Raw genomic sequence first — 24074 nt, 5'->3', positions numbered from 1 at the left:
CACTCTCGGTCTACCTTATCTCACGGGCACGTTCCGCTTTTTCGCTTGTTGCATCATGACGAGAACCACCCCGGCGGCGAGCAAGATGCCTCCGGTCACCGTGAATTTTTGCGTCAACGTGATGGAAAGCCAGCCTAAAAAAGCAGAGCCCGTTACCGTCCCAAGCGAGAAGAAGGCATAAAAATATCCGTAGGATTTGCCACGGTTGGCATGGTTGGTGGCTTTGATCAACATCGTGTTGATGGCTGGGAATAAGATCGCGAAACCGACACCGTACAAGGCGAGCACCCCGTATAAGAGACTAGATGTCTCGGCACGGCCGATCAACAGTTGGCTCACACCAAGAATGCCGACACCGAGTGCCGCAAGTTTCGCTGGTTCGATTTGATCGAACAAACGGTTCGTCGGTAACACAAATACGAGCACCGCCATGATTCCGAACGTACTAAGCAGTGTCCCGCTCAAGCGGGAGTCATAGCCGAGCGACTGTACATAAAGTGGTAGCAAGAACGCGATCGCACCTTGCGAGAACATTAAAAGGAAGGCACCGATATACGCCTTCACGACGTCACGTTCAAGCCGTGACTTCCCTTCCTCTTGACGGCTCGATGTTCCGAGCGACAGTTTCGACGGACGTAAAAAGATGAGTGCGAGTAATGCGACCATCGCCCCATAAAACGCGACGTATGTGAAAACGACGGGGACGGTCGTTCGACTCGCCATGATCCCACTGAACGCCGGCCCGATGATGGCCGCCAACCCGACAAAACTGCCGGTCAATGCCACTTTCTTCCCTTGACGGTTTGCTGCGGTCAAATTGGCAGACAACGTGAACGCGGCCGGTACGATCAAGCCGGCGACGAACCCGTGCACGATGCGGACGATGAGAAGCGTCGTCGATGTGTCGACGAGATGGTATGACAATAGACTGAGGCTCGATAGCCCGAGACCGACGAATAAGATGACGATCGGACCGATCCGGTCAGTCCAGATTCCCGATAAAATGTTGCCGAACGTGTTCGACAACGAATAAATGGCAATGACGAGTCCGGCGATGAACGGTGTCGCACCGACCGATGTCGCGAACGTGCTCATGACCGGAAGCTGTGCAAAAAGATCAAAGAAAGCAAAAAAGACGATACTATAAATGACAAAGGCAGATGCTTTGTTCATAGTCACAACTCCTTGGTACAGCCCGATTTTCGAACTGTTCGTTTCAGCTTCAGTCTAGCTTGCCAGTTTCACTTTGTATACACGGGAAGGCGCACGGACACAAAAATGCCCTACAAACCAGTGGCTTGTAGGGCATTTGCATCAGTTCGTGACTTCGACCGCTGTATCGAGTGCGACACGGATCATCTCGTCAAACGTCGTTTGACGTTCTTCGGATGTCGTCTCTTCTCCTGTCAACAAGTGGTCTGAGATCGTAAGGATCGTCAACGCGTTCACTTTATGTTTCGCAGCGAGTGTGTAGAGTCCTGCCGCCTCCATCTCGATGGCGAGGCAACCGAAGTCGGCCCACTTCTTGAAATGGTGGAAATCATCTTGATAGAATTGGTCGGCTGTGAAGATTTGACCGACTTTGACCGGGATGCCGGCCTTTTCAGCGTTCATATAAGCGCGATGTAGGAGGTCGAACGTCGCTGTCGGTGCATAGTCCATCCCGTTGAAGCGCACACGGTTTTGACCCATCTCACTCGATGCGCTCATCGCGATGACGACGTCACGTACTTTAACGTCTTCTTGAATCCCACCGGCCGTACCGACACGGATCAAGTTTTTCGCGCCGTATGACATGATTAATTCGTTCACGTAAATCGACATCGATGGAACGCCCATTCCTGTCCCTTGAACCGAAATGCGTTTCCCTTTATATGTTCCTGTGAATCCATACATCCCGCGGACCTCGTTATATAACTCGACGTCCTCAAGGAACGTTTCCGCGATATATTTCGCGCGAAGCGGATCTCCCGGTAACAATACCGTTTCTGCGATTTGTCCTGGTTCTGCCCCAATGTGTACACTCATGATTAAATTCCTCCTTCAAGATAGTCGGTGACACTGCTCCCGATATTCATTCGGGGTGATGCCAACCTGTTTTTTAAAGACTTTCCGGAAATATTTATCATCCGAAAAGCCGACCGCTTGGGCGACTTCATAAATACGTTGTCTACTCGTCTCAAGGAGACGTTTCGCCTCGAGCATCCGGATCGACAGCAAATATTCGGATAAGTTGACGCCGTACTGTTGTTTGAAACGACGCGATATGTATTCGCGGCTCAAGTAAAAGCGCTCGCTCATCCCTTGTAAGCTGAGTTCTTCCGCATAATGGCGCTCGATGAACGCACCAATCTGTAGAATCGGATCCGCTTCATCAGGCGTGACGTCAGCAAGAGCGCGTGCAAGCGTCTCATTCAAGACGTCCGGGTCGATCGGCTTCAACAAGTAATCAAAACTACCGAGCTGAATCGCACGCCGCATGTACGAATATTCGTCATAACCGGTCAATACGATTAGCTTGGTCGCCTCAGCTTCCTTATGAACCCATTCCATCAGCTCGATGCCGTTACAACGAGGCATCTGCAGGTCCGATAAAATCAGTGCCGGCCGTTCCTTGGCGATGATTCGTTTCGCTTCTTCCCCGTCCTGCGCCTCGATCACTTTCGTGACGCCGAGCTGTTCCCACTCCCCGAGCAGTTTCACCGCTTCCCGTACCGGCGACTCATCATCGACGATCAATACTTTCGTCATGACGCATCCGCCTCCTTTACAGCCGGGAAACGCATGACAATACGAAATCCGCCTGTCTCTGGTGTAGCCAACATAAACTGAGCCTCCCGATTATAGTTTAACATGAGTCGATCCCGAATGTTCTTTAAACCGGTGCCTTCTGCACCATTCAAAGGTTGGGTCGACTTCTCAATCCGTTCTTTTAACAGCGCTAGCTCTTCGTCCGAGATATCGCGTCCGCTATTCTCACATCGAATCACGAGATCTGGCCCCACCTGGTGAATCCGGACCGAGAAGCGGTTCGCTGCTGTCGCACCGTCCCGCTCAAACCCGTGCTTAAAGAAGTTCTCGGCGAGCGGCTGCAAAATCATCTTCGGCACGGTCAAGTCGAGGAGCGTCTCCGGCACGTCGACCTCGATCTCGAATTGATCGGGGAACCGGACTTGCTGCAGCCGAATGTAAGACGTGAGGTGGTCGACTTCTCGCCTAAGCGTCACCATCGATTCGTCCGGATGCATCGTGTAACGCATCATCGACGAGAGTTGGGTAATCAACCGGTACACCGTCTTACCGTCCCCTTTCAGGGCAAGCGTCCCAATCGACTGCAAGGCGTTGAATAAAAAATGTGGGTTCGTCTGGGCTTGGAGCGCTCTCAGTTCATTCGTCCGATTTTCGAGCGCCAGACGATACTCGCGTTGAATCAAATCGTCAATGCGTTCGATCATCCGTTTGAATTGCCGTCCAAGCACACCGAACTCATCATTTCCCAGGGAATCGAACGAGACCGTCATATCCCCTTGTTCGATGCGCCATATATTCGATGTCAGTGTCTTGATCGGAGTCGTCAAGCGCATCGAAGCGTAGGTCGCACCGATCAACGCCAATACGAGCGACACCATCCCAACAACGAAGATGATGAACGATGTCCGCGATGCCGGTTCGGTCAACAGACGATCTGGAATCGATTTCCCGACGTAAAACGTCTGGTTCTCAAACTCGAACGATTTGACAATACGGTGATGCTTCCCGTCGCTCGACAACGAGTTCGTCGACACGTTTTGCGGGATTTCACCGTCACCGAGTTGCGCGAACACTTGATTACCGCCTCCGATGAACCAGAGGCTCTCAGTCGGGTTGTTCTGTAACGAGGCGAGCTGACCGATGAAGACGTCTTCCGGGATATCAATGGAAAGAATCGCGAGCGGCTGGTCCGTCTCAATCTTATCGAGCCGAAAATGAAGCGTGACGACCTCTTCTTCCGAGACGAGCGGACCGAAATCATGATACGGCACAAGCGGATGCGAGGCCTCGAGCAGGACGCGACTCTCTTCATCCTTCAACAACTGCTGTTGAATCGCACTCGGTTGCTGTTTCGAACGCGGGGACACTTTCATTTTATAAGCGGCGAACGAGTCCATGTCCTCGAGCATGAGCAGTTGAATCTGGGCCACATCCTCGCGGGACAAGTACATTCCGAGGAGCGCCCGTCTCACTTCCAATTCGGTCTGCTGAAGGGATAGCCCCGGCCCATACTCGAGAATATCGAGCACGTCCCGGTTCGCATATAGACTTGTCGGCAGGCGGCTCAAGTCCGAGATATATCGCTCCATTTGCAGCGTCCCACGCTCAAGCGACCATTCGGTGAGCTGGAGCCCCCGCTCTCGCTCCCTGTCTTTGACGTACCAAAAAGAAATGACCGTCGCCAAAATGACGGGAACGATAATCGTCAAAGCGATCATTCCCGTCAGCTTCGTCCGAATGCTCATCCGCGCATCGCCTCCTCGCTGTCATTATATCACGGCTTATGCAAGCGTTTGCAACACTTGAAAATAAAAAGGTTTATGACCTTTGTTCCGGCCATAAACCTCGTTATTTATTCGTATGATTGAATCAATTCGATGATGCCTGTCGGTTGCCCGGAGTCAGCTGCGAGTTCGGCCGGTGTCATGCCATCCTCGTTCTCAAGCGAGACGTCGGCGCCGTTCTCAAGCAACAACCCAACCGTATCGATGTCCACGCCTTCATTATAGAGCAAGTTATGAAGCGGCGTGTCGCCGTACAAGTCTTGCGTGTTGACGTCAGCCCCGTCTGCCAATAAAGCCTCAAACTCTTCGTACGTTGCGGCGTTGTAGGCAAGTTCTTGAATCGGCTCTTCTGCCATCGCATCAAGCGAGCCGAACCCTTCTGAGAAGCCAGTCAATCCGTCGCTCGTGAACAACCAGGCGACAATGGCCACATTGACAATGACGCTCAAGATAATCGTGCTGATAATCGACCCTTTGACGTATCCGGCCGTCTTGAAGACCGGAACGTTCGTCTCACCGGCGTTCGTCGCGATGGCCGCAATCCGTTTCGGGAGCGGCGGATGCGTCGATAACAGCTCGCTCAACTTGGCGATAAATCCGTTCTCACGGCTCGCTTCGTACAAGTAGTCAAACTCGCTCACTTCTTTTGCCAACTTCCCACCGATCGCAAGAATCGTGAGGGCACGTTTCGATGCGGCTTGGTCTTGAATGTAGTGGGCGGCCATGCGGTCACACGTAAATTCACAGGCGCGCGAATAGGCAGACCCTAAAAACGGGATCCAGCCGCCGAGCATCATGGCCCACTGTTTTTGAACGTGATTACGGCGAATGTGTGCCAGTTCATGCGCAATGACAAACTCGACTTCTTTCGTGTACCCATCACGTGACAACTCGACGATATCCGAATACAAGATGACCATGTTCTTTTGGAAGAAACGTGTCGCGAAAGCGTTCAAGACGCCCCCGGCTTGAAGAATATAGACGTCCGGGAGTAGGCGAATCCCCATCTCTTGCCCGACACGCTGATACGTATGATGCAAGTCGGCGAATTGACGCTCTGTCACTTTGACGCCGTTCGTGCGAATATATCCGATTTGAAGCCAGTGCGTGAATAGAGACAGTGCTAAAATCGTTCCGATTATCCATAAGAAAATACCGAGTGAGGCGATTGTGAAGACGATTCCTAACACCACCGTCAACACGCTGGCCGCGACGAGCAGTCCAAAATACAGTTTTTCGTTCTTATGTACCAATTGCGATTGTTTCATGTAAAATTCCCCTTCATTTTCCATATGAAGTCCATTATACCTGATAATTGGATATCGACAACAAAAAAAAATAGAAACTGACACGGGTGTCAGTTTCTATTCGAGGGTCAAGCGATACAGCTGATCATCCTCATTGCTCGGATTTCCGCGTCCATCCGTATTGTTCGTGATGAAGTAGAGCTCTCCGTCTCCTAACCAGACATCACGGATACGCCCTTTGTCCTCGACGAGCGGGGTGACCTCTTTTGTCTCTCGGTCGACGGCAACAAGGCGATTCCCCCGAAGCGTCGCCATGTATACGTAACGGTCGTCCGCCGCGATTCCCGAAGGTGCCCACGATGTCTCCCCGACTTCGAACCATGGTGTCTCGAGACCATCTTGTTCCTGGTCTGCCTCGATGAGCGGCCAGCCATAGTTGTTTCCCCGCTCGAGAATGTTCACTTCATCGTGACCGGACGCCCCATGTTCACTCGCATAGAGCGTGTCGCCAACTTTCGTCAAACCTTGGGGATTGCGGTGTCCCGACGAATAAATCCAATCGGTCGGCTCGCCTGTTCCGGATAAGGACACCCGTAACACTTTTCCGGCAATCGACGTCTCATCTTGAGCGAGATCCGGAACGAGGGCGTCTCCCGTGGTGACCCAAAGTGCGTCGCCATCGAGCAATAAGCGGCCGCCGTTGTGGAACTGGGCGCCTGGGATCTCATCGAGCACGACAGCCGTCTCTTCAAAGCGCTCCCCGTCCCACGTCAATTCGACGACCCGGTTTCGTACGTCCCCAGGTGTCCCGTACGTATGATAGGCGTACACTTGTCGGGATGTCGTGAAATCTGTTGTCAAGGCCAGGCCGAGTAAACCACCCTCGCCGATTTCGAGCACATCTTCTTCGAGGACGACCGGTTGTCGATCGAGATTCCCGTCCGCATCGATGACGGCGATTGTGCCACCTCGTTCCGAGATAAGCCATCCTTCGTCGGTCCTTACCATCGACCACGGTACGTCCAATTGCTCAACGACAGACTCGCTCGCACCGAATGTCAGCGAATCGTCTGCTTCCGATGTTGGTGCATCGCCTGGTGTATCTTCCGCAGGTGTTTCTTCGGTCGACTCTTCGCCCGGAGTCTCTTTTGGCGCCGGTGCGTCAGCAGGTTCCGATGCACAACCTGCTAATACGGCAAGAGATAACACAAGGATCCATCGTTTCAACATGATCGCCTCCTTTTCACCATCATACCGTGTCTTTAGTTGTCGCGTGAAGGTTCGGGTGGGTTAGCTGGTAAGCGAAGCGCGATCAACAACGCGATGAACGCCGCGAGTGCCGCTCCGATGAAGACGGTATTCAATCCGGTGGCGATGAGTTGCTCGCCTTGGAGCCGGACCGTCGTGTTTAACGTCTCGGTGACGCTTCGATTAAAGAACGATTCGAGTGATACGTCGCTCAAGCCCGCCTCGTCACGGAAACCGCTGAGGACGATAAAGTTGAATACTGCACCAAACACGGCAACACCGAGCGTCTGACCGACTGTACTCAAAAATGAGTTCGCGGCCGTCGCGGTCCCGCGTTGCCGGTAAGATACGACGGTCTGCAAGACGACGATGAACATCGGTTGCGACAATCCGAACCCGACTCCGATGATGGCCACAGCGAGATAGACCCACGCGTCCGCGCTCGCCGGGTTCATGAGCGTTAAAATAATCGTCCCAATCAAGAGCAGGCTCATTCCTGTCACGGCCCGACGCCGTGGCGAGGCCGCTCCAAGTGTACGGCCGCCGATAATCGACGTGAATGTCCAAGCGACCGAGAGTGGCATGAGCATGAATCCGGCTTCGGTCGCTGATTTCCCAAGGACGGCCTGTGCCCAAATCGGGATATAGGCCGACATTGACACGAGGACCCACGCCGCGAAGAAGACGGCCCCATTGATCGACGCGATGATTGGTTGTTTCAATAATTCGAGTGGCAAGAGCGGTGTCTTCGCCCGTCGTTCCGATAAGAAGAAACTGGTGAGCAAGATGACGCTGAAGACGGCACTGGCGACGACCGAGGCCGTCCAGACGTTCGTCTCGCTGAACGTAATCAGCCCATACAAGAACGCCGTCGTACCGAACGCGAACAACAACGCTCCTTTGACGTCAATCCGTTCCGTCGTCTCGGTCACGGTCTCTTTATAGAACGTGACGATCATGATGAACGATAACAGTGCGAACGGTACGTTCAATAAGAAGACGTAACGCCAAGACAACGTCTCGACCAAGAATCCGCCGATGACCGGACCGAGCACGCCCGATACGCCCCACACCGCGCTCAAAATCCCTTGAATCTTGCCGCGCTCTTCGTATTTATACAAATCGCCGATAATCGTCATCGAGATCGGTAATACCGCACCGGCGCCGAGCCCTTGAAGCGCCCGGAAGACAATCAGTTGTTCCATCGATGTGGCAAGTCCGCAAAGAAGTGAGGCGAGCGTGAACAGCCCGATTCCAAATAACAGGACACGCTTTCGGCCGAACAAATCGGCCACCTTCCCATAGATTGGTGTCGATACCGCCGTGAACAGCAAGAAGGCGGCAAACACCCAGCTCACGAGGGCAGCCCCATTCAATTCGCTCGCGATGACCGGCGTTGCGACGGAGACGACCGTCCCTTCAATCGCCGCTAAAAAAGTCGCCAACAACAGCGCGACCGTAACATTCTTTCTCATTTGTTTCATCTCCCCAATAAAATAGTGGTGCCGGAAGGTTCCGAGCACCACTTCAACTGTCTATTATTTTGTGCGAGCCGCGCCGGTTTGACAAGCCTCAACTTCCGATTCGAAAAAGAAACGTTTGATTTCAGCATAAGCCGCCGCTTCGTCCGTGACGAGGACGCGACCTGCGAGCCGACCGTCCTTGAGCATCCATACTTCATCAGCGAGCATCGCTGCCACATCAAGCTGGTGTGTCGAGCATACGATCGTCGCACCACGTTCAGCTTCTTCCCGCAACAAGTCACCGAGCAGACGCATCCAAGTCGGATCGAGTCCGTTCGTCGGTTCATCGAGGAGCAAGATGTCAGGTTTCGTCACGAGCGCCTGCGCCAGTAGGAGACGTTGACGCATCCCTTTCGACAACTTCCCGACGGCTCGGTTTCTCAATCCATCGAGACCGACGCGCTCCAACAGCGCTAAATCTGGTTTCACACCTTGCCATAATGTGTAATAGGCGTACGTCTCACCGACGGTCCAAGACGGATCGAACGCAAAGTCGTCTGGCATGTATCCAAACGTCCGATGGTACGCCTTCCCGTCATCGATCGTTCGACCGTTCAAGGACACGCTCCCGACGCTTGGGGGAATCGTGCCGTTCATAAGATTCAACAGTGTCGACTTCCCAGCCCCGTTGCTGCCGCATAAAGCGACGACCTGGCCTGAGTCAATCGCACCGTCAAGCGGATGGAGCGCCCATGACTCGCCGTATCGTTTTCCCACTTGATTAAGTTGAATCATGTCGACCCTCCCGTCGTAACCACCACGCCGCCGCGCCCAACATACTGAGAATGACCCCGATGATTGTCGCACCGACGACAGCCGTACCGACCGGGCCGTCGAGCCACCCAATAAACGTTTCATAGATGGCCCCGAACAAATCGGGGGCCGCCAATACTGCGCTCACCCAGACGCGCAACAACTCAAATCCGTTCAAAAACAAGGCGCCGACCATCGCTTCCGCCTGAACACCGTATGGTATCCACGCAATGACACTGACGAGCACCGTCGGCCATAACAAAATCAAGACAGTCCAAACGAGGAAAGACATGAGGACAGCTTGAAGCCGATTTCGACCGATGACGCCAACGAATGTCCCGAACGCCGCCCCATACGCGATGAGCCCGAGCGAATATGCCCAAAGGACGACCCACGTCTTGAGAGGCATCGATACGAAGAATGACGAGAGCGCATAGGCGAGCGTGACAATTAAAGCCTGCGTCGCGAGAAAGGCGGTGTAACGCATCCAGACGAGGTGAAACATCGATAGCGGGTACGTCGTCAAGAGACGCAAACGTTTCGACTCCCGCTCCCCTCCCCACTGGAGCGCCGTCGTCAACATGACGAAAAGCGGTAAGACGAGTCCGATGATGGTGAGTAATGTCGCGTTGACGTTCGTGTAGGCGGTCGCCACCGGTAGCGCTTGTCCGAGACCGCCAAGCAGCACGAGCGTCACCATCCAGGTGAACAGGAAGACGTAACTCTCTTTTTGACGTAACGTGCGCGACCACTCGATCCGCCACAGCATCATTTACTGTCCGTGGCCTTCTGAGGAATCATTCTCACTCATCTTGCTGTCATCATCTGCGTTCATCTTTTTATGCTGTTTCATTTCCCCGCGCTCCCATGAATGGTCTTTCAAGTCGTCGAGGTCCATGACCATGCCGCCGTTCTCGTCCACGTATGCCTCAGCATCCGCTTCCTTCGCAAACGAGACGATATTGTAAGCCATCGGTGTCTTCGACATCTTATCGTAGACGAATGTTCCTTCTTCAAGGTCGACCCATTCTTTCGTGTTGTAGTCTTTGACGTACATAGCTGCGATGTCTTCTTCTGTCTGTTCCGGATACCAGTCCCGCATCAAACAACCGATGTCATCGAATGCATAGCCTTTTCCGTTGTCCATGATCGCCTCGGCAGCGAACTGTTCGTCCATGATCTTCATGTTACATACTTCGCATTCGGTCTCGCCCCATTCGATGTCAAACGGTTCCGCCGCCGCGCTTGAACACGCACCTAATGCGAGCGTCAATCCTGATACGGTAAGTAATCCTGCCATCTTCTTATAAGTAATCATCTTGTTTCCTCCCAAATCGCCATAATAAAATCAATAATCCACTTAACACGGTTGCCCCAACCGTTCCCTGCCACTTTAACTCGAACGTCGTCGCCCGTGGCGAAACATCGGTGAGCGTGACCTCGTCGGGGCTCCTGAGGACACGCTCGAGTACGGTCAACCCTGGAGCCCCGTACAGCAATTCAAACGCTTCATACGAATCAGCGAGCAAAAACAAATATGGGTCGGCCCGATACGGGATCTCGCTCTGCCCGTCCTGGGTCAAATCGAGTGTCTGCCCGCCCCATTCGTTGCCGACAATCACGTTATCGGCCGCTTCAAATGATACGACGGGATAGCGATTGTTCGTCACATCGTTCCCGGTCAACGTCATCCCGTTGGCCCGTTTCATCCTTAGGCCGATATCATTTCCGTTCACACCGTTATCATGGATTGTCGTCCATTCCGATTTTTCGGCATAAATGCCGACGCGGTTCCCATAAATCGCATTGGCACGGATGCTCGTTTCAATCGCTTCGAACAGCATGAGTCCCATTCCTGTCGCACCGACTTGATCATAGATTTGTCCATTCTCGATACGGACGCGCTCGGTCCCCATCACCATCGCGCCAGTTTCATTGTTGTGCAGATTCGGGGACACAATCGAGACGTCCGTCGGGAACATAAGATGAACGCCGTATCGTGAGTTCGTGACGAGCGGCCGGGTCAACTCGTGTCCGGTCCCGTTTTCAATATAAATGCCGTCACGGACGTGGTCGACGATGGCTCCTTTGATGACTGTCGCCTCGCTATCCTCGATGGAGATTCCTTCCTCCTCACGCTTCCCTGTCACGTTCGGTCGAATCAACCTGACCCCGTAACTGTTCTCGACGGCGATCCCGGTCCCGGTCGCCTCAATCGTAACGTCGATGACTTGATGGCCGAGTCCCACGACGAGCACCGCGGGTACGGTCGTCCGTTCGCACTGTTCGATCTCGACGTTCTCGAGCACGGCCCCGGTCCCTTCGAGTTGAAACGCAGGATGTTCACAACTACTGAACCGCTTTCCTTCACCGTTAAACGTTTCGTTCGATTGAATCACAATCGGTTCTTTGAGCGACACCGGTTCCTCGTTCGCTTGAACAGTGATCGGTGAGAAGAAACATAACGCGAGTAACCCGCTTAGTCGTTTCATAACCCCTCCTCTTGATGAATCGCTTACAGAACATATTGTACGAAAACCTAGGGGGGTATGTGTGTCATTTTTATGGGATTCATGTGACAGTTTCTTCATAAAAAAAACACAAGTGGCGAAGGGGTCATTTCGCCGCTTGTGTTGCTATCATTTCGCCTTATCGGCCCATACTTTCGTGAAGTCTTGAAGCATCTCGTCGCCTGTCTTTTGACCGCCAACGTATGCTTGCATCAGTGCGCCATACTCGTTGACCGCACCATCCGGATACTTGAACCAGTTCCACGAGATCGTCTTGCCTTCGTTTGAATAGGCCAAGATATCGTCCGCAAGTGGTCCAAGGTCGTTCGCTTCAATCGATTTGAACGCCGGGATAAATTTGAACTTGTTGACCATGTAGTCTTTACCCGTATCGGACGTCGCCATCCATTCGAGGAAATCCTTCGCTTCTTCCTTATACTCGGAGTTTTTGTTGACGACCCAGTTGTTCGGGACACCGACCGGGAGGCGGTCCATCTTCTCTTTGTCATCATTGATCGGAATTGGCACGAAGCCCATCTCGATGTCCGGGTTCACGTCAAGAATCATCTGTTGCGCCCAGTTCCCTTGTTGAAGCATCGCCGTCTCACCTTGAGCGAACTGAGTGACTTGCGTGTTATAGTCCGTCGTAAGTGGATTTTTATTTCCATATTTGATCGTGAGGTCGAACAGTTTCAAGAACTGTTGGAATTGCTCGTTGTCCTCGAATTTTCCTTTATTCTCGTTCAGCGCCTGGATAAACGCATCCGGATCGTCTTGCTGCGCCATCGGAATGTTGAGCAAATGGATACCGAGAATCCAGAATTCGGCATAACCGACCGAGAACGGCGTGATGCCTGCTTTATCCAACTTCTCAGCCGCATCCGTCAACTCAGACAACGTCTTCGGCAGTTCGCTGATGCCCGCCTTATCGAACAGCTCTTTATTATAGATGAAACCATAGCCTTCCAAGTTCATCGGCATCCCGTACAGTTTGTCGTCCATCGTCATCGGTTCTTTGGCCACTTCGGTCAAGTCACCGACCCATTTCTCGTCCGACAAGTCTTCCAACTTGTCTTTCCACGTTTGTGCTTCGGTGAAGCCACCGTTATTGAAGATGTCCGGTTCATTGCCTGACGCGAACTGGGACTTGAGCGCTGCCCCATAGTCAGCTCCGCCTCCGACCGTTTGGACGGTCACTTTGACGCCAGTCTCTTCTTCGTATTCTTTCGCCATCGCCTCGAGGTCTTTGGCGATTTCCGCCTTGAACTGGAAGACGTTCAACGTGACGTCTTGTTTGTCCCCGCTATCCGCGTTCGCATCGTTCGATCCTTCATCTTCCGTAAGCGACCCGCCGCCACAGGCCGCAAGCGTCAATACCATCCCAGCCGTCATGACGGCAGTTGATAATCTCCATTTACGTTTCATTTTGCTTCCTCCTAAGTATAGAGTCGACAATCATGATTCCAATCGGTACACCCTAACTTTAGATGAAAACGCTTCCATTATGTAGGTGTCAAAATTGACGTGTAGGGTGGAAAATGTTGCACAGAAAACCAGGACTTTCTTATTGAAAAAGAAAGTCCTGGTTTTAGTTTCTTCTATATAATTACAACAGGCTGATTCCGGCTTCTTCACACGCGGTGATCATCTCACTCGGCCAAACCGAAGATTGGACTTCGCCGATATGGCGGGCACGAAGCAAGTACATGGCGACACGGGATTGCCCGATGCCCCCTCCGATGGTAAGCGGGAGGCGTCCTTCGAGGACGGCTTGGTGGAACGGGTACTTCCGTTTCTCTTCGGCACCGGCTGTAGCCAACTGCTCAGCGAGTACCGTCTCGTCGACACGGATCCCCATCGACGACAATTCGAACGCCGATTCGAGTTCCGGGTGCCAGACGAGGATGTCGCCGTTGAGTGACCAGTCATCGTAGTCGGCCGCACGACCGTCATGCTTATCGCCTGAGGCGAGTGCACCACCGATTTGCGAGAGGAAGACCGCACCGTACGCTTTACAAATCGCGTGCTCACGTTCTTTTGGTGTGAGCGTCGGGTAAAGGTCTTCGAGCTCTTGGCTCGTCAAGAAATGAATCGACTCTGGCAAAATCGCCTCAATCCCGTACATCGATTCGACCGTCTGCTCCGTCTCGCGGAGTGCCGCGTAAATCGATTCGACCGTCGCCTTCAAGTACTCCGTCGTCCGGTGTTCCCGGGCGATGACGCGTTCCCAATCCCATTGGTCGACGTGAAGCGAGTGCGTCGCGTCGAGCTCTTCATCACGACGGATGGCGCGCATTTGGGTGTACAAGCCTTCCCCGACCTCGAATCCGTAACGGCCGAGCGCTTCTCGTTTCCATTTCGCGAGCGACTGAACGATTTCAAGTTCGTGTCCCGGATACTGCGTGTCGAACTGAATGATGCGTTCGACGCCGTTCAAGTGGTCGTTGACACCGCTCGCCGATGTGACGAACAGCGGGGCCTGCACTTGTGTCAACCCAAGCGCCGTGCTGAACTTGTCTTCGAATGTCGCCTTCACTACTGTAATCGCCTGTTGTTTCGCTTTCATCTTGCTTGTTGCTGTCGTTGTCATGTTTTCTTCCTCCAATTGTGGGATTTTGGGACGGAGCAATAGAAAAAAGCCCTCCAATCCCATGGACTATGGGACGGAAGGCTTCAAGCTCCGCGGTGCCACCCAAATTAGTAGACGAATCTACTCACTTTTTCGAGACGAACATCTCGTAGTTCCGATAACGGGGAACATTCCGGCTACGTCTACTTGCAAAGCGTTCGGGTAGCGACTCCAGGAGGTTCTTCGACAGAGATTTCAGTCCGGGCTCTCACCTTCCCCGGCTCGCTTTGCTTACGTCTTCTGTGTACTCGTCCTTTCAATGTCGTTCACAATTGAATTGACCCAATTATTATAAATATTCCGACGAATGTCAACAGCTTTTTTCAAAAAAATTCTCCCCCGTGTAGCGGACGGGGGAGACCCTTGGGAAGGGTTATTTGATCGAGCCGCTCGTGATCCCTTTGATAATATGCTTTTGCATACCGAAGAAAAAGACGAGGAGCGGAACGATCCCAAGGACTAAACCTGCGAGTGCCAAATCCCATTGTTTTGTATATTGTCCGAAGAAATAGAACGTCGCGAGCGGAATCGTCCGCAGTTCGATGTCTCGGAGGACAAGTGAAGGTAACAGAAAGTCGTTCCAAATCCAAAGGCTGTTCAAGATGACGATTGTCACCGTGATCGGTTTTAAAAGCGGGAACACGATGCGCCAAAAGACGCCCCACGTCGAGCAACCGTCAATGATGGCTGCTTCTTCGATTTCTTCCGGAATCGACTTCATAAACCCGTGATATAAGAACACGGAGATGCCTGACCCAAACCCGAGATACATGACCATCAGTCCCCAATGGCTGTTTAACAACCCGAGTACGCTCGATACTTTCACGAGCGGAATCATGATTGACTGGAACGGGATGACCATCGCCGCGACGAACAAGAAGAAGATGACCGTCGAAATCCAATGTTTCGTCCGGACGAGCTTCCAAGCCGCCATCGATGTGAACAACACGATCAGTAGGTTCGCGCCGGCCGTGATGAGGAGCGAGTTCAAGAAGACGCGTCCGTAGTTCATCGCCTCCCATGCCTCTGAATAGTTCGAGGCGAGCCAAACGTTCGGCAAGGCAGACGTATTCGTGTAAATCTCGGCGATCGATTTGAACGAGTTGACGATGACGTAATAGAACGGGACGAGGTACAAGAGCCCGAGTAAAATCGCCACCAACTCGACGAGACCGAGCCCCGCCGTATATCCGCCCGTCCGCAACGGCTTTTGCGGCAACAATTGTCGTGGTGCCTGATCGATATTCGCTTCGATGCGTTCAATTTTTTCCGTCGTCATGCCTCCACCTCCCGCTTTTTCGTCAAGTACACTTGCGTGACGGTAATCGCCGCGACGACGAGGAAGAAGATGACTGCTTTCGCCGAGCCGAGTCCGTAGTTATTATTCACAAACGATTCGGTATAGATGTTCAAAGCGAGCATCTCCGTCGATTTGAACGGCCCGCCGTTCGTCAGTGATAAGTTCGTATCGAATACTTTGAACGACCATGAGATGGTCAAGAACAGACAAATCGTGATCGACGGCATGATCATCGGGAGGGTGATATGACGAAGCATCTTCAACCGGTTTGCCCCATCGATTTTAGCCGCTTCGAGTAAATCTGTCGGCACATTTTGGAGCGCCGCGATGTAAATGACCATGACATAGCCCCCACCTTGCCAAATGGCGACGATGACGATGCCCCAGAACGCCGTCTGAGCGTCACCTAGCCACGGCAGTTCGAACAGACTCCACCCGGTCAGTGCCCCGATTGATTCAAAGCCCTTCACATAGATAAACTGCCAAATGAACCCGAGAATGAGCCCGCCAATCAAGTTTGGCATGAAAAAGACGGTGCGCAGAATATTGCGCGTCTTAATGTTCATCGTCAATAGTAAAGCCAATAGGAAGCCGACGATATTCGTCAGCACCACGGCCACGAGCGTATATTTCGTTGTGATCCAGAACGAAGCGCGGAACTGTTCATCTTCAAATAAAATCCGATGGTAGTTGTCCAGTCCGACCATATTCAATTGCCCCGTCACACCGTTCCAATCTGTGAAACTGTAATAAATCCCGTTGAAAAATGGAATAAGCACGATTGCCACAAATGCCACAAAGGCCGGACCAACGAATGCGATAAAACTCGCCGGCTTCTTCCAATTTCGTCTCCGTTTGATTCGTTTCGGTGTTTCTGTCATGTTCATCGCCTCCACTATCAACTTACCTTCCTGGACCAAAAATGAAAACGGATACATTTGACGGAAAGGGTGGAATATATTGCACTCAATGGGTGAATTCTACGAAGCGATGGGTTATGATAAACTCAATGACAACACGAACGAGTCTTCCCCAACGAAAGATTAAACCTTGATTCCGGGTCGATTCACGAATGAAATGGACTAAATAGATTACAATGTTCGAAAGTGGAGGGATTTTATACATGACGACGATTAAACCGTTATCCGACCTAACAATTGCCCAACAAGCCGAGATGCTACCTGTCAAAGAGATTGCGGAAAAACTCGGTTTACAAGAAGATGACCTCGATCTATACGGGAAATATAAAGCCAAGTTATCATTCGATGTCATCGATCGGATGGCGACTCGAGAAGACGGGAAACTCATCCTCGTCACGGCGATCAATCCGACTCCAGCCGGTGAAGGAAAGTCGACCGTGACCGTCGGACTTGGACAGGCGTTGAATCAACTCGATAAACAAGCAATCGTTTGTCTACGTGAACCATCACTCGGTCCGACGATGGGCTTAAAAGGCGGTGCGGCCGGCGGCGGTTTCAGCCAAGTGTTGCCGATGGAAGACATCAACCTTCACTTCACAGGTGACATGCATGCGATCACCGCAGCTCATAACACGATCAGCGCCATGCTCGATAATCATCTTCATCAAGGGAACGACCTCGGGATCGACGTCCGTAAAATCGTCTGGAAACGTGTCCTCGACTTGAATGACCGTGCACTTCGTCACGTGACGATCGGACTCGGCGGCAGTGCCCACGGGGTACCACGTGAAGACGGATTTGACATCACCGTGGCGTCCGAAATCATGGCCATCCTCTGCCTCGCCGATTCGTTGACCGACCTTGAGACGCGCATCAAGCGCATCGTCGTCGCCTACGATCAAGACAACGAACCGATCACGGCCGAACAAATCGGGGCGGCTGGTGCCGCGACCCTGTTGTTGAAAGAAGCGTTCAAGCCGAACTTGGTGCAAACACTCGAACAGACGCCCGCGCTTGTTCATGGTGGTCCGTTCGCCAACATCGCTCACGGCTGCAACTCGTTGATTGCGACAAAAACTGCGCTCAAGCTCGGTGAATACGTCGTCACCGAAGCCGGATTCGGAGCCGACCTCGGTGCCGAGAAGTTCTGTCACATCAAGTCACGCATCGGTAAATTAAATCCGGACGCCGTCGTCCTCGTGGCGACAGTCCGTGCCTTGAAAATGCATGGTCGCGTCGCCAAAGACCAACTCCACGTCGAGAACGTCGGGGCCGTCGGGAACGGATTAAAACTTCTTGCCAAACATGTCGAGACGATGGGGAAACTTGGCTTGCCGACCGTCGTCGCCCTCAACCGATTCAATTCAGACACGACCGAAGAGTTGGCGGCCGTCCTCGACTGGTGTGAAGCGAACCACATTCGAGTGGCGCTCAGTGAAGTGTGGTCAAACGGAGGCCAAGGCGGACGTGCGCTCGCCGAGGCCGTCATCGAGACGATTGAGTCGAATGAGAGTGCATTCACCCCGCTCTATGCGTTGACCGATTCGATCGAACAAAAAATCTTGACGATTGCCCGTGAAGTGTATGGGGCGGCCGACGTCACCTTCACCGCGACCGCAAAAAAACAAATAGCTCAAATCGAAGCGAACGGCTGGCAACACTTACCGATTTGTATGGCGAAGACACCGTTCTCGCTGTCAGACGACCCAACGAAACTCGGCTACCAGCACGGGTTCACTGTGACCGTAAGAGAGTTGAAACCGTCGGTCGGCGCTGGCTTCCTCGTCGCCTTGACCGGAAACGTCTTGACGATGCCAGGTCTGCCGAAGCAACCGGCCGCCTTGAATATGGGAATCGACGAGACCGGTAAAGCAATCGGATTATTTTAAACGACACGGAGGGATACAGATGGACGTCACGGAACATACGTATGCGGACGGGTATCGGACGCATGTGCTACACATTCCCACCTCACAACCAATTGGAAATTGCTTCATCTTTCACGGTATGCTCGAGCATCACCGACGATATGTCGAATTCGCTGATTTTTTGTCAGAAATTGGTTTTAACGTATTCCTATGCGATCTCCGCGGTGCCGGTTCTTTGGCACGGGATCAGTCCACTTACGCCCACTTGTCTCCACATGAAGGATTTGATCAAATGGTTGATGACGCTATCTCACTCCTCGATCACTATCAAGACGAGTTGCCGACTGTCGTCCTCGGCCATAGTTTCGGCTCACTGCTCGCCCGTCGCCTCGGGCAACGGTTAGGTCATCGCCTGGCTGGCGTCATCGCCGTGTCTCCGCCTCCACATTCGGGATGGATCGGGCGGATCGGACTGTATGCGATCGATTTGGCCATCCGGTTCAAAGGGAGCCAATATGAATCTCGCTTTTTCGAACGCTTGCTGTTCGGACGATACAACTTAAAGTTCTTACCCGCCACGACCGAGAGCGATTGGATTTCAAGCGTTCCAGAAGAAGTATCCGCCTATGTAAACGACCCGGATTGCGGCGGGATTCCGACGCTCGGCTACTTGCATGAGGTCGCCCGCGCCTCACTCGATGTGACGTCCACTGCCCGGATTCACGAGCATCCGAAAACGTTACCCATCTTGTTCGTTGTCGGGGCTGACGATCCGGTCGTCCATGACGGTGAAGGACTCACGGGAATCGTTCGTAAACACCAAATTGCTGATATCGAGTTGACCGTTCTCTCCTATGACAATGCCAGACATGAGATTTTGCGTGAACGACAACGACAAGACGTGTGGACCGATATCGGCGATTGGATGCATCAAACCGTACAAATCGAAAAAAGAACCTCCATTTCCTAGGAGGTTCTTTTTTCTTTCCATAAAAATACATCACTTTTCTAATTCATTTACCTTTTTTGTAATTTACATTCTTCTTTCCAATTTTTAAGTACGCTATACTTAGACCGCACACTACATGAATACATACATGTTGATCTGTATTCACCGAAAGGGGTAACACATTGAAGCCAACAATCACACGATTGAGCACGGCCGTCCTCATCTCTAGCACAATGTTGAGTACGCTTGTTCCCGCTCATTCATATGCAGCAACATACGAAGGAACCGTGAATACATCTATTTTAAACGTACGTTCCGCCACTTCGACCACTTCGGACATTGTCGGGAAATTGACGCAAGGCGAGACCGTTCAAGTATACACAACGAACGATAACTGGGCCCAAATCGAATTCGAGGGCGAAAAACGCTACGTGTCGGCAACGTATTTGACATTGAAATCAACCGTTGAAAAAACAGCGACGGCAACGGCCTCGGCCTACACAGCGGACGCGAACGTCAACTTGCGTTCGTCGACGTCGACTTCTGCCGTCATCCTCACGACGATCCCGAAAGACGCGACCGTGACCTATATCTCTTCGCACGGCGCGACCGGCTCGTGGATGAAAGTGACTTACGGGAAATATACAGGTTACGTTGCAGCCCGCTACTTCACACCGACGACACCTGTCGAAACGTCTTACTATGCTGTCAAGACAGCCGTGCTGTATGACTCGACAGGTTCAGGGGCGACGAAAATCGGAACGATTCCGGCAGGTGCCAAAGTGACGCACCTCGCCTCACTCGGCGCGACCGGTTCGTGGTTTAAAATCGAGTACGGCTCGACCGTCGGATACGCCCCGGCCCGGAACTTCTCGACTTCGCTCTTGACGCCGGAAGCGACGACCCCTTACTTCGCGGTCAAGAACGTCGCTTTCTATAACAGTTCCGCCTCGGGCGCGACGAAAATCGCGACGATCCCACTCGGTGCCCAAGTCGAACAACTCGCGATGCCAGGACTTAGCTCATCTTGGTTCAAAATCCGCTACAATGGCGTGACCGGCTATGCGGCAGCACGTAATTTCTCAAAGACAAAACCAGAAACCGTCGTGCGGACGCCTTACTATGCCGCTCGTGACCTCGTCTTGTATAAATCATCAGCTTCAGGGGCGGAACGTCTACGGACAATCCGGGCCGGTAGCAGAGTGACACAAGTGTCAGAGGCCGGACTCGCAAGTTCGTGGTTCAAGATTGAATATGATGGCGTGACCGGCTATGCCGCGGCTCGAAACTTCTCGACGACTCCGCCAGAAGTGATTGTGATCAAACCTTATTACGCGATTCGCAACGTGGCGATGTATAGTTCATCGGCTTCGGGTGCGACGAAAATTGACACGATTCCATTCGGCGCGAAAATCGAGCAGATTTCGCAGAGTGGATTGTCGAGTTCATGGTTTAAAGTACGTTACGATGGGAAAACGGGCTATGCAGCTTCACGCCATTTCTCAGTCGACAAACCGGAGGTGATCGTCGTGACCGATTATTATACGACGCAACGAGTCGTCCTCTATGACCGGTCTGTTTCACCGAAAACAAAAATTGCCGTCATTCCGACGGGAACGAAAGTTCAGCAAATTTCTGAGGCTGGCTTGACGAGTTCGATGTACAAAATCAAGTACGGCTCGCTCACGGGCTATGCGACCGCCGCCTATTTCGCCGACAAACCACCGGCTCCAGAAGAACAGTTAGAAGCTGAACGGGAAGTCGAGGTCGTCGTCGCCAACAATGGCACGTTGAACGTCCGGACGAAACCGGTAGACGGGAACGTTATCGGTACGCTCGCTAACGGAACGGTCGTCAAAGTGAAACCAATCGTCGGCAGCGACTGGGGTGTCATCTCGTACCTCGTCAACGGTTCGCTCGTAAAAGGGTACATCTCCCTCACGTATACGAAACCGTACACGCCGCCTGTTGCCGGCAGTAAAGAGATGGTGATCACAGAGACGGCTTATCCGTATACGCTTGCGACGATGGTCACGAAGCAGCGCAACGTGTTCGCCCAGTCGGACGCATATCGCGCCGCGAACGCGTATGTACCGAAATCATACATCACTCGTGCGACAACGACTGCCACGACCGGGACGATCGCCTCGACAGAGCTATTTACAACTTCATTCCAGTACTTGAAAGCAACCGCCTCATCATCGGCTGCCAGCTTGACTAGCCTCTCGAGCAATACGAAGCTCGAATATCTCGGCACGCAAAAGGTCGGCTCGACGACTTGGTATAAAGTAAAATCGGGTCTATTGACGGGATATGTCAGCGCCGCCAACGTTGCCGGAAACGTCAAGGTGTTGAAAGATGCCTCATTGACGGCGCACTCGTTCGGGGTGATCAACCCGGGTGAGACGGTGACCATCACCGGTGAAATCGGTCAGTATTACACAATCAGCTACTATCGCCCGAGTGGATACAATATTCGCGTCTATGACCGGAATTGGCGTCTTGCGACAGATGAAGAAATCACACGTCAAGTTTCACCGACTTCGTTCGCCACGACGTCACGTGAATATTTCCAATTCCTCGACTTGTCGAAGAGTGCAGATTTGACAGCGACCGTGTTGAACAAATCGCTCGTCGGCAAAGGAATTTTAGCAGGCCGTGGCCAAGCGTTCATCGACGCCTCACGTACGCACAACGTCAACGAGATTTATCTGTTGTCGCATGCGTTATTAGAGACGGGACACGGAACGTCCGCACTCGCCAACGGGACAGTCGTCTCGAGCGTCGACGGCAAGGCCGTCACGCCGAAGACCGTCTACAATATGTACGGCATCGGTGCGATTGACGGGAACGCCCATGTCAAAGGTGCTGAGCGCGCTTATAAAGAAGGTTGGTTCACACCGGAAGCCGCTATCATCGGCGGGGCCAAGTTCATCGGCGACTCGTATATCAACAACTCGAGCCGGAAACAGAACACGCTCTATAAGATGCGGTTCAATCCGAGCAATCCAGGTACGTATCAATATGCCACCGATATTTCGTGGGCAACAAAACAAACGGCCAATATTTACAACATGTATCAACAGCTCGACGCTTACACGCTTTACTTCGAAGTTCCGAAATTCCAGTAAGACACAAAGAGACACGCAGCCGACGTTGGCGCGTGTCTCTTGTTATGTCCACTCGATCGAGTCGATAATCGATTCGATCTCTAACTTCTCATTCGTCACTTCATCGGCGACATACGTCAAAAACAAAAGTCGCTTCCCGTCTGTCAACGACCATACATCGAGATGCATGCCGTCTTCAATTCCGCTCGCATAGGCCGTCGTCATACCACCGGCCTCCGACGTGACGCTTGGGGCGACTTTGACGTCGATCGGGAACTCACCTAAAAACGTGTTCAACTCTTGTAGCGCGGCGTCACTCGGGGCTTGTGCTTCCTCCGCTTCATAAATGGACATTTGAAGCGTCCCTTGCGCGTCTGCCTCGACAGAGTAAAAACTGACATGGTCTTCTTCTTCATTGTATTCAAAGTGTTCTGGGTAGTCTAGACGGATCCAACCGTCAATTTCGTATTCCTTCATGCTGTTTGCTCCTTCGTTTTCTTGAATGCCAGCCCGGTCACCATTTTCGCTTGAAGCGCATATTTGAGACGCTCCGTTACGTAAAGGCGTTGGCTGTTTCGATCTTGGGCAATCATATGCCCGAATAAATTTAGTCTCACGGTTTGCCGTGACAAAAAATAGAGCCGATCCGGATCTAACGGTCGATACTCGCCCGAATCTTCAAGATGTTCAATCTCGAAACGGCGTAACACGTTGAGTGCGCAGTATTGATCCGTCTTTCCGGTGCTCGTGTGCAACTCGACTCGAACGAGTTGAATATCATATGGGCATAAGTTCATAAAAATCGGGCCGATCCGTTCGTGGATGAGCAGGACGCCCATATCCGTCTCAATCAAATCGGGAAGTGCCTGCATGTCTTGAGAGATACTCAAGACGACGTAAGGGCGTTCAGTCGGTGCGAGCAATTCCCCTTTAAAAAAGCGGAATCGTTGAATGCCGGTCAATACACGGGCCCGCCAGGCACTCCCACGAGCTTCCGCTTCAATCCGATATAGCCTTTCTCGACTCACGACTACTCCCCCTTCAATTGTTTGAGCGACGCGACGAATCGTTCCCACTCCTGGTCGTCACAGACGACCTTACTTTCAATTCCCCATTCTTCATCGATAGTCAAACGTACTTCGTTCGTTTCGAGATGACGCGTGAGCTGTAACGTCCCGATTTGGACGAATAACGGTTCAATGATGAACTGATTGGTCTCTGGACTGATCCATTTCAAGCGCTCTGTCCGGAGAATCACAAGCCAATTCGCCTCACGGCTGATCGAGAATGTCCATTGGCGCAGCTTCGTCTCATGATTGATTTGTTTGCCTTCTTTCATCATCCGAAAGCCCTCGCTCATCATCTGTAAATAGGATTTACGCTCACTCATGCCCCATCCACTCCTCTCTCCTATTATCTTAGCAAGACGACCTAGCCGCAACAACCAATGTTTTTTCAAAAAAGGGTTTGCAAAGCTAAAAT

21 protein-coding genes and 1 other annotated feature are annotated in these 24074 nt (G+C 52.3%); of the genes, 3 read left to right on the top strand and 18 right to left on the bottom strand.

All coding sequences use genetic code 11. The features are described 5' to 3' along the window. Nucleotides 1-15: 15 nt before the first annotated feature. The 15 genes from AC13H5_RS03315 to AC13H5_RS03245 form a co-directional block, all read right to left on the bottom strand. On the bottom strand, nt 16-1173 hold the full coding sequence (locus AC13H5_RS03315; RefSeq protein ID WP_483546303.1) for an MFS transporter: 1158 nt from the start codon (nt 1171-1173) through the stop codon (nt 16-18). A 141-nt stretch (nt 1174-1314) separates the two neighbouring features. Then, nucleotides 1315-2028, bottom strand: a complete 714-nt coding sequence (deoD, locus tag AC13H5_RS03310; RefSeq protein ID WP_034781140.1) for a purine-nucleoside phosphorylase — start codon at nt 2026-2028, stop codon at nt 1315-1317. 15 nt (nt 2029-2043) lie between these two features. Then, complete coding sequence (locus AC13H5_RS03305) at nt 2044-2751, bottom strand: response regulator transcription factor (protein ID WP_034781142.1); 708 nt, start codon at nt 2749-2751, stop codon at nt 2044-2046. Continuing rightward, nucleotides 2748-4496: a sensor histidine kinase gene (locus AC13H5_RS03300; protein WP_483546302.1), complete on the bottom strand. Its 1749-nt coding sequence runs from the start codon at nt 4494-4496 to the stop codon at nt 2748-2750. Before AC13H5_RS03300 ends, AC13H5_RS03305 begins: the two co-directional genes overlap by 4 nt. Before the next feature lie 107 nt (nt 4497-4603). Continuing rightward, a complete protein-coding gene (locus AC13H5_RS03295; RefSeq protein WP_483546301.1) occupies nt 4604-5803 on the bottom strand; it encodes a M48 family metallopeptidase in 1200 nt (399 codons plus the stop codon). A gap of 96 nt (nt 5804-5899) precedes the next feature. Further along, nucleotides 5900-7012 (bottom strand): PQQ-dependent sugar dehydrogenase, encoded by a 1113-nt coding sequence (locus AC13H5_RS03290; protein ID WP_483546300.1) that lies wholly within the window; start codon nt 7010-7012, stop codon nt 5900-5902. A 32-nt stretch (nt 7013-7044) separates the two neighbouring features. Continuing rightward, the gene (locus AC13H5_RS03285) at nt 7045-8505 is read right to left on the bottom strand and encodes an MDR family MFS transporter (protein WP_214797598.1); all 1461 of its coding nucleotides are present in this window, start codon (nt 8503-8505) and stop codon (nt 7045-7047) included. 63 nt (nt 8506-8568) lie between these two features. Further along, entirely contained in the window at nt 8569-9288 is a 720-nt protein-coding gene (locus tag AC13H5_RS03280; protein ID WP_214823797.1) for an ABC transporter ATP-binding protein, read from the bottom strand. Beyond that, a complete protein-coding gene (locus AC13H5_RS03275) occupies nt 9275-10078 on the bottom strand; it encodes an ABC transporter permease (protein WP_251128358.1) in 804 nt (267 codons plus the stop codon). Before AC13H5_RS03275 ends, AC13H5_RS03280 begins: the two co-directional genes overlap by 14 nt. Next, nucleotides 10079-10624, bottom strand: a complete 546-nt coding sequence (locus tag AC13H5_RS03270; protein ID WP_215190612.1) for a nitrous oxide reductase accessory protein NosL — start codon at nt 10622-10624, stop codon at nt 10079-10081. Then, nucleotides 10611-11798: a right-handed parallel beta-helix repeat-containing protein gene (locus tag AC13H5_RS03265; RefSeq protein ID WP_483546299.1), complete on the bottom strand. Its 1188-nt coding sequence runs from the start codon at nt 11796-11798 to the stop codon at nt 10611-10613. The genes AC13H5_RS03270 and AC13H5_RS03265 overlap by 14 nt, the downstream gene beginning before the upstream one ends. A gap of 147 nt (nt 11799-11945) precedes the next feature. Then, nucleotides 11946-13241 carry an ABC transporter substrate-binding protein gene (locus AC13H5_RS03260; protein WP_034781154.1) on the bottom strand — a complete coding sequence of 432 codons (1296 nt, stop codon included), beginning with the start codon at nt 13239-13241 and terminating at the stop codon, nt 11946-11948. 181 nt (nt 13242-13422) lie between these two features. Next, nucleotides 13423-14406, bottom strand: coding sequence for an aspartate--ammonia ligase (gene asnA / locus AC13H5_RS03255; RefSeq protein ID WP_138859955.1), 984 nt, complete (start codon nt 14404-14406; stop codon nt 13423-13425). Nucleotides 14407-14472: 66 nt separating this feature from the next. Continuing rightward, nucleotides 14473-14714: a binding site (T-box leader), on the bottom strand. A 104-nt stretch (nt 14715-14818) separates the two neighbouring features. Beyond that, nucleotides 14819-15724 (bottom strand): carbohydrate ABC transporter permease, encoded by a 906-nt coding sequence (locus tag AC13H5_RS03250; RefSeq protein WP_084592978.1) that lies wholly within the window; start codon nt 15722-15724, stop codon nt 14819-14821. After that, nucleotides 15721-16626 (bottom strand): carbohydrate ABC transporter permease, encoded by a 906-nt coding sequence (locus tag AC13H5_RS03245; RefSeq protein ID WP_483546298.1) that lies wholly within the window; start codon nt 16624-16626, stop codon nt 15721-15723. The genes AC13H5_RS03250 and AC13H5_RS03245 overlap by 4 nt, the downstream gene beginning before the upstream one ends. 242 nt (nt 16627-16868) lie before the next feature. Here AC13H5_RS03245 and AC13H5_RS03240 point away from each other — a divergent pair, with 242 nt between their 5' ends. The 3 genes from AC13H5_RS03240 to AC13H5_RS03230 all read left to right on the top strand — a co-directional run bounded on the left by AC13H5_RS03240 (nt 16869) and on the right by AC13H5_RS03230 (nt 22613). After that, on the top strand, nt 16869-18554 hold the full coding sequence (locus AC13H5_RS03240) for a formate--tetrahydrofolate ligase (protein WP_483546297.1): 1686 nt from the start codon (nt 16869-16871) through the stop codon (nt 18552-18554). A gap of 19 nt (nt 18555-18573) precedes the next feature. Continuing rightward, entirely contained in the window at nt 18574-19503 is a 930-nt protein-coding gene (locus AC13H5_RS03235) for an alpha/beta fold hydrolase (protein ID WP_483546296.1), read from the top strand. Nucleotides 19504-19664: 161 nt separating this feature from the next. Further along, nucleotides 19665-22613: an SH3 domain-containing protein gene (locus AC13H5_RS03230; protein ID WP_483546295.1), complete on the top strand. Its 2949-nt coding sequence runs from the start codon at nt 19665-19667 to the stop codon at nt 22611-22613. A 42-nt stretch (nt 22614-22655) separates the two neighbouring features. On the opposite strand, the gene AC13H5_RS03225 is transcribed toward AC13H5_RS03230, so the two are convergent. From AC13H5_RS03225 to AC13H5_RS03215, 3 genes are read right to left on the bottom strand one after another with little or no spacing between them, the layout of a single operon-like run. Next, on the bottom strand, nt 22656-23069 hold the full coding sequence (locus AC13H5_RS03225; RefSeq protein ID WP_034781164.1) for a hypothetical protein: 414 nt from the start codon (nt 23067-23069) through the stop codon (nt 22656-22658). Next, nucleotides 23066-23620: a hypothetical protein gene (locus tag AC13H5_RS03220; RefSeq protein WP_034781166.1), complete on the bottom strand. Its 555-nt coding sequence runs from the start codon at nt 23618-23620 to the stop codon at nt 23066-23068. The genes AC13H5_RS03225 and AC13H5_RS03220 overlap by 4 nt, the downstream gene beginning before the upstream one ends. Before the next feature lie 2 nt (nt 23621-23622). Then, nucleotides 23623-23982 carry a hypothetical protein gene (locus AC13H5_RS03215; protein ID WP_483546294.1) on the bottom strand — a complete coding sequence of 120 codons (360 nt, stop codon included), beginning with the start codon at nt 23980-23982 and terminating at the stop codon, nt 23623-23625. Nucleotides 23983-24074: the final 92 nt, after the last annotated feature.

The organism is Exiguobacterium sp. FD-YE-25-4, from assembly GCF_057004685.1.
This window is presented reverse-complemented; position numbering and strand designations above follow the sequence as displayed.

Excerpts from the sequence above, each read along its gene's own strand:
- AC13H5_RS03245 (WP_483546298.1), bottom strand. The coding sequence starts at position 16,626 with ATGACAGAAACACCGAAACGAATCAAACGGAGACGAAATTGGAAGAAG.
- AC13H5_RS03260 (WP_034781154.1), bottom strand. The coding sequence starts at position 13,241 with ATGAAACGTAAATGGAGATTATCAACTGCCGTCATGACGGCTGGGATG.
- AC13H5_RS03295 (WP_483546301.1), bottom strand. The coding sequence starts at position 5,803 with ATGAAACAATCGCAATTGGTACATAAGAACGAAAAACTGTATTTTGGA.
- deoD (WP_034781140.1), bottom strand. The coding sequence starts at position 2,028 with ATGAGTGTACACATTGGGGCAGAACCAGGACAAATCGCAGAAACGGTA.
- AC13H5_RS03275 (WP_251128358.1), bottom strand. The coding sequence starts at position 10,078 with ATGATGCTGTGGCGGATCGAGTGGTCGCGCACGTTACGTCAAAAAGAG.
- asnA (WP_138859955.1), bottom strand. The coding sequence starts at position 14,406 with ATGACAACGACAGCAACAAGCAAGATGAAAGCGAAACAACAGGCGATT.
- AC13H5_RS03250 (WP_084592978.1), bottom strand. The coding sequence starts at position 15,724 with ATGACGACGGAAAAAATTGAACGCATCGAAGCGAATATCGATCAGGCA.
- AC13H5_RS03270 (WP_215190612.1), bottom strand. The coding sequence starts at position 10,624 with ATGATTACTTATAAGAAGATGGCAGGATTACTTACCGTATCAGGATTG.
- AC13H5_RS03215 (WP_483546294.1), bottom strand. The coding sequence starts at position 23,982 with ATGAGTGAGCGTAAATCCTATTTACAGATGATGAGCGAGGGCTTTCGG.
- AC13H5_RS03225 (WP_034781164.1), bottom strand. The coding sequence starts at position 23,069 with ATGAAGGAATACGAAATTGACGGTTGGATCCGTCTAGACTACCCAGAA.
- AC13H5_RS03240 (WP_483546297.1), top strand. The coding sequence starts at position 16,869 with ATGACGACGATTAAACCGTTATCCGACCTAACAATTGCCCAACAAGCC.
- AC13H5_RS03280 (WP_214823797.1), bottom strand. The coding sequence starts at position 9,288 with ATGATTCAACTTAATCAAGTGGGAAAACGATACGGCGAGTCATGGGCG.
- AC13H5_RS03315 (WP_483546303.1), bottom strand. The coding sequence starts at position 1,173 with ATGAACAAAGCATCTGCCTTTGTCATTTATAGTATCGTCTTTTTTGCT.
- AC13H5_RS03300 (WP_483546302.1), bottom strand. The coding sequence starts at position 4,496 with ATGAGCATTCGGACGAAGCTGACGGGAATGATCGCTTTGACGATTATC.
- AC13H5_RS03305 (WP_034781142.1), bottom strand. The coding sequence starts at position 2,751 with ATGACGAAAGTATTGATCGTCGATGATGAGTCGCCGGTACGGGAAGCG.
- AC13H5_RS03290 (WP_483546300.1), bottom strand. The coding sequence starts at position 7,012 with ATGTTGAAACGATGGATCCTTGTGTTATCTCTTGCCGTATTAGCAGGT.
- AC13H5_RS03265 (WP_483546299.1), bottom strand. The coding sequence starts at position 11,798 with ATGAAACGACTAAGCGGGTTACTCGCGTTATGTTTCTTCTCACCGATC.
- AC13H5_RS03285 (WP_214797598.1), bottom strand. The coding sequence starts at position 8,505 with ATGAGAAAGAATGTTACGGTCGCGCTGTTGTTGGCGACTTTTTTAGCG.
- AC13H5_RS03235 (WP_483546296.1), top strand. The coding sequence starts at position 18,574 with ATGGACGTCACGGAACATACGTATGCGGACGGGTATCGGACGCATGTG.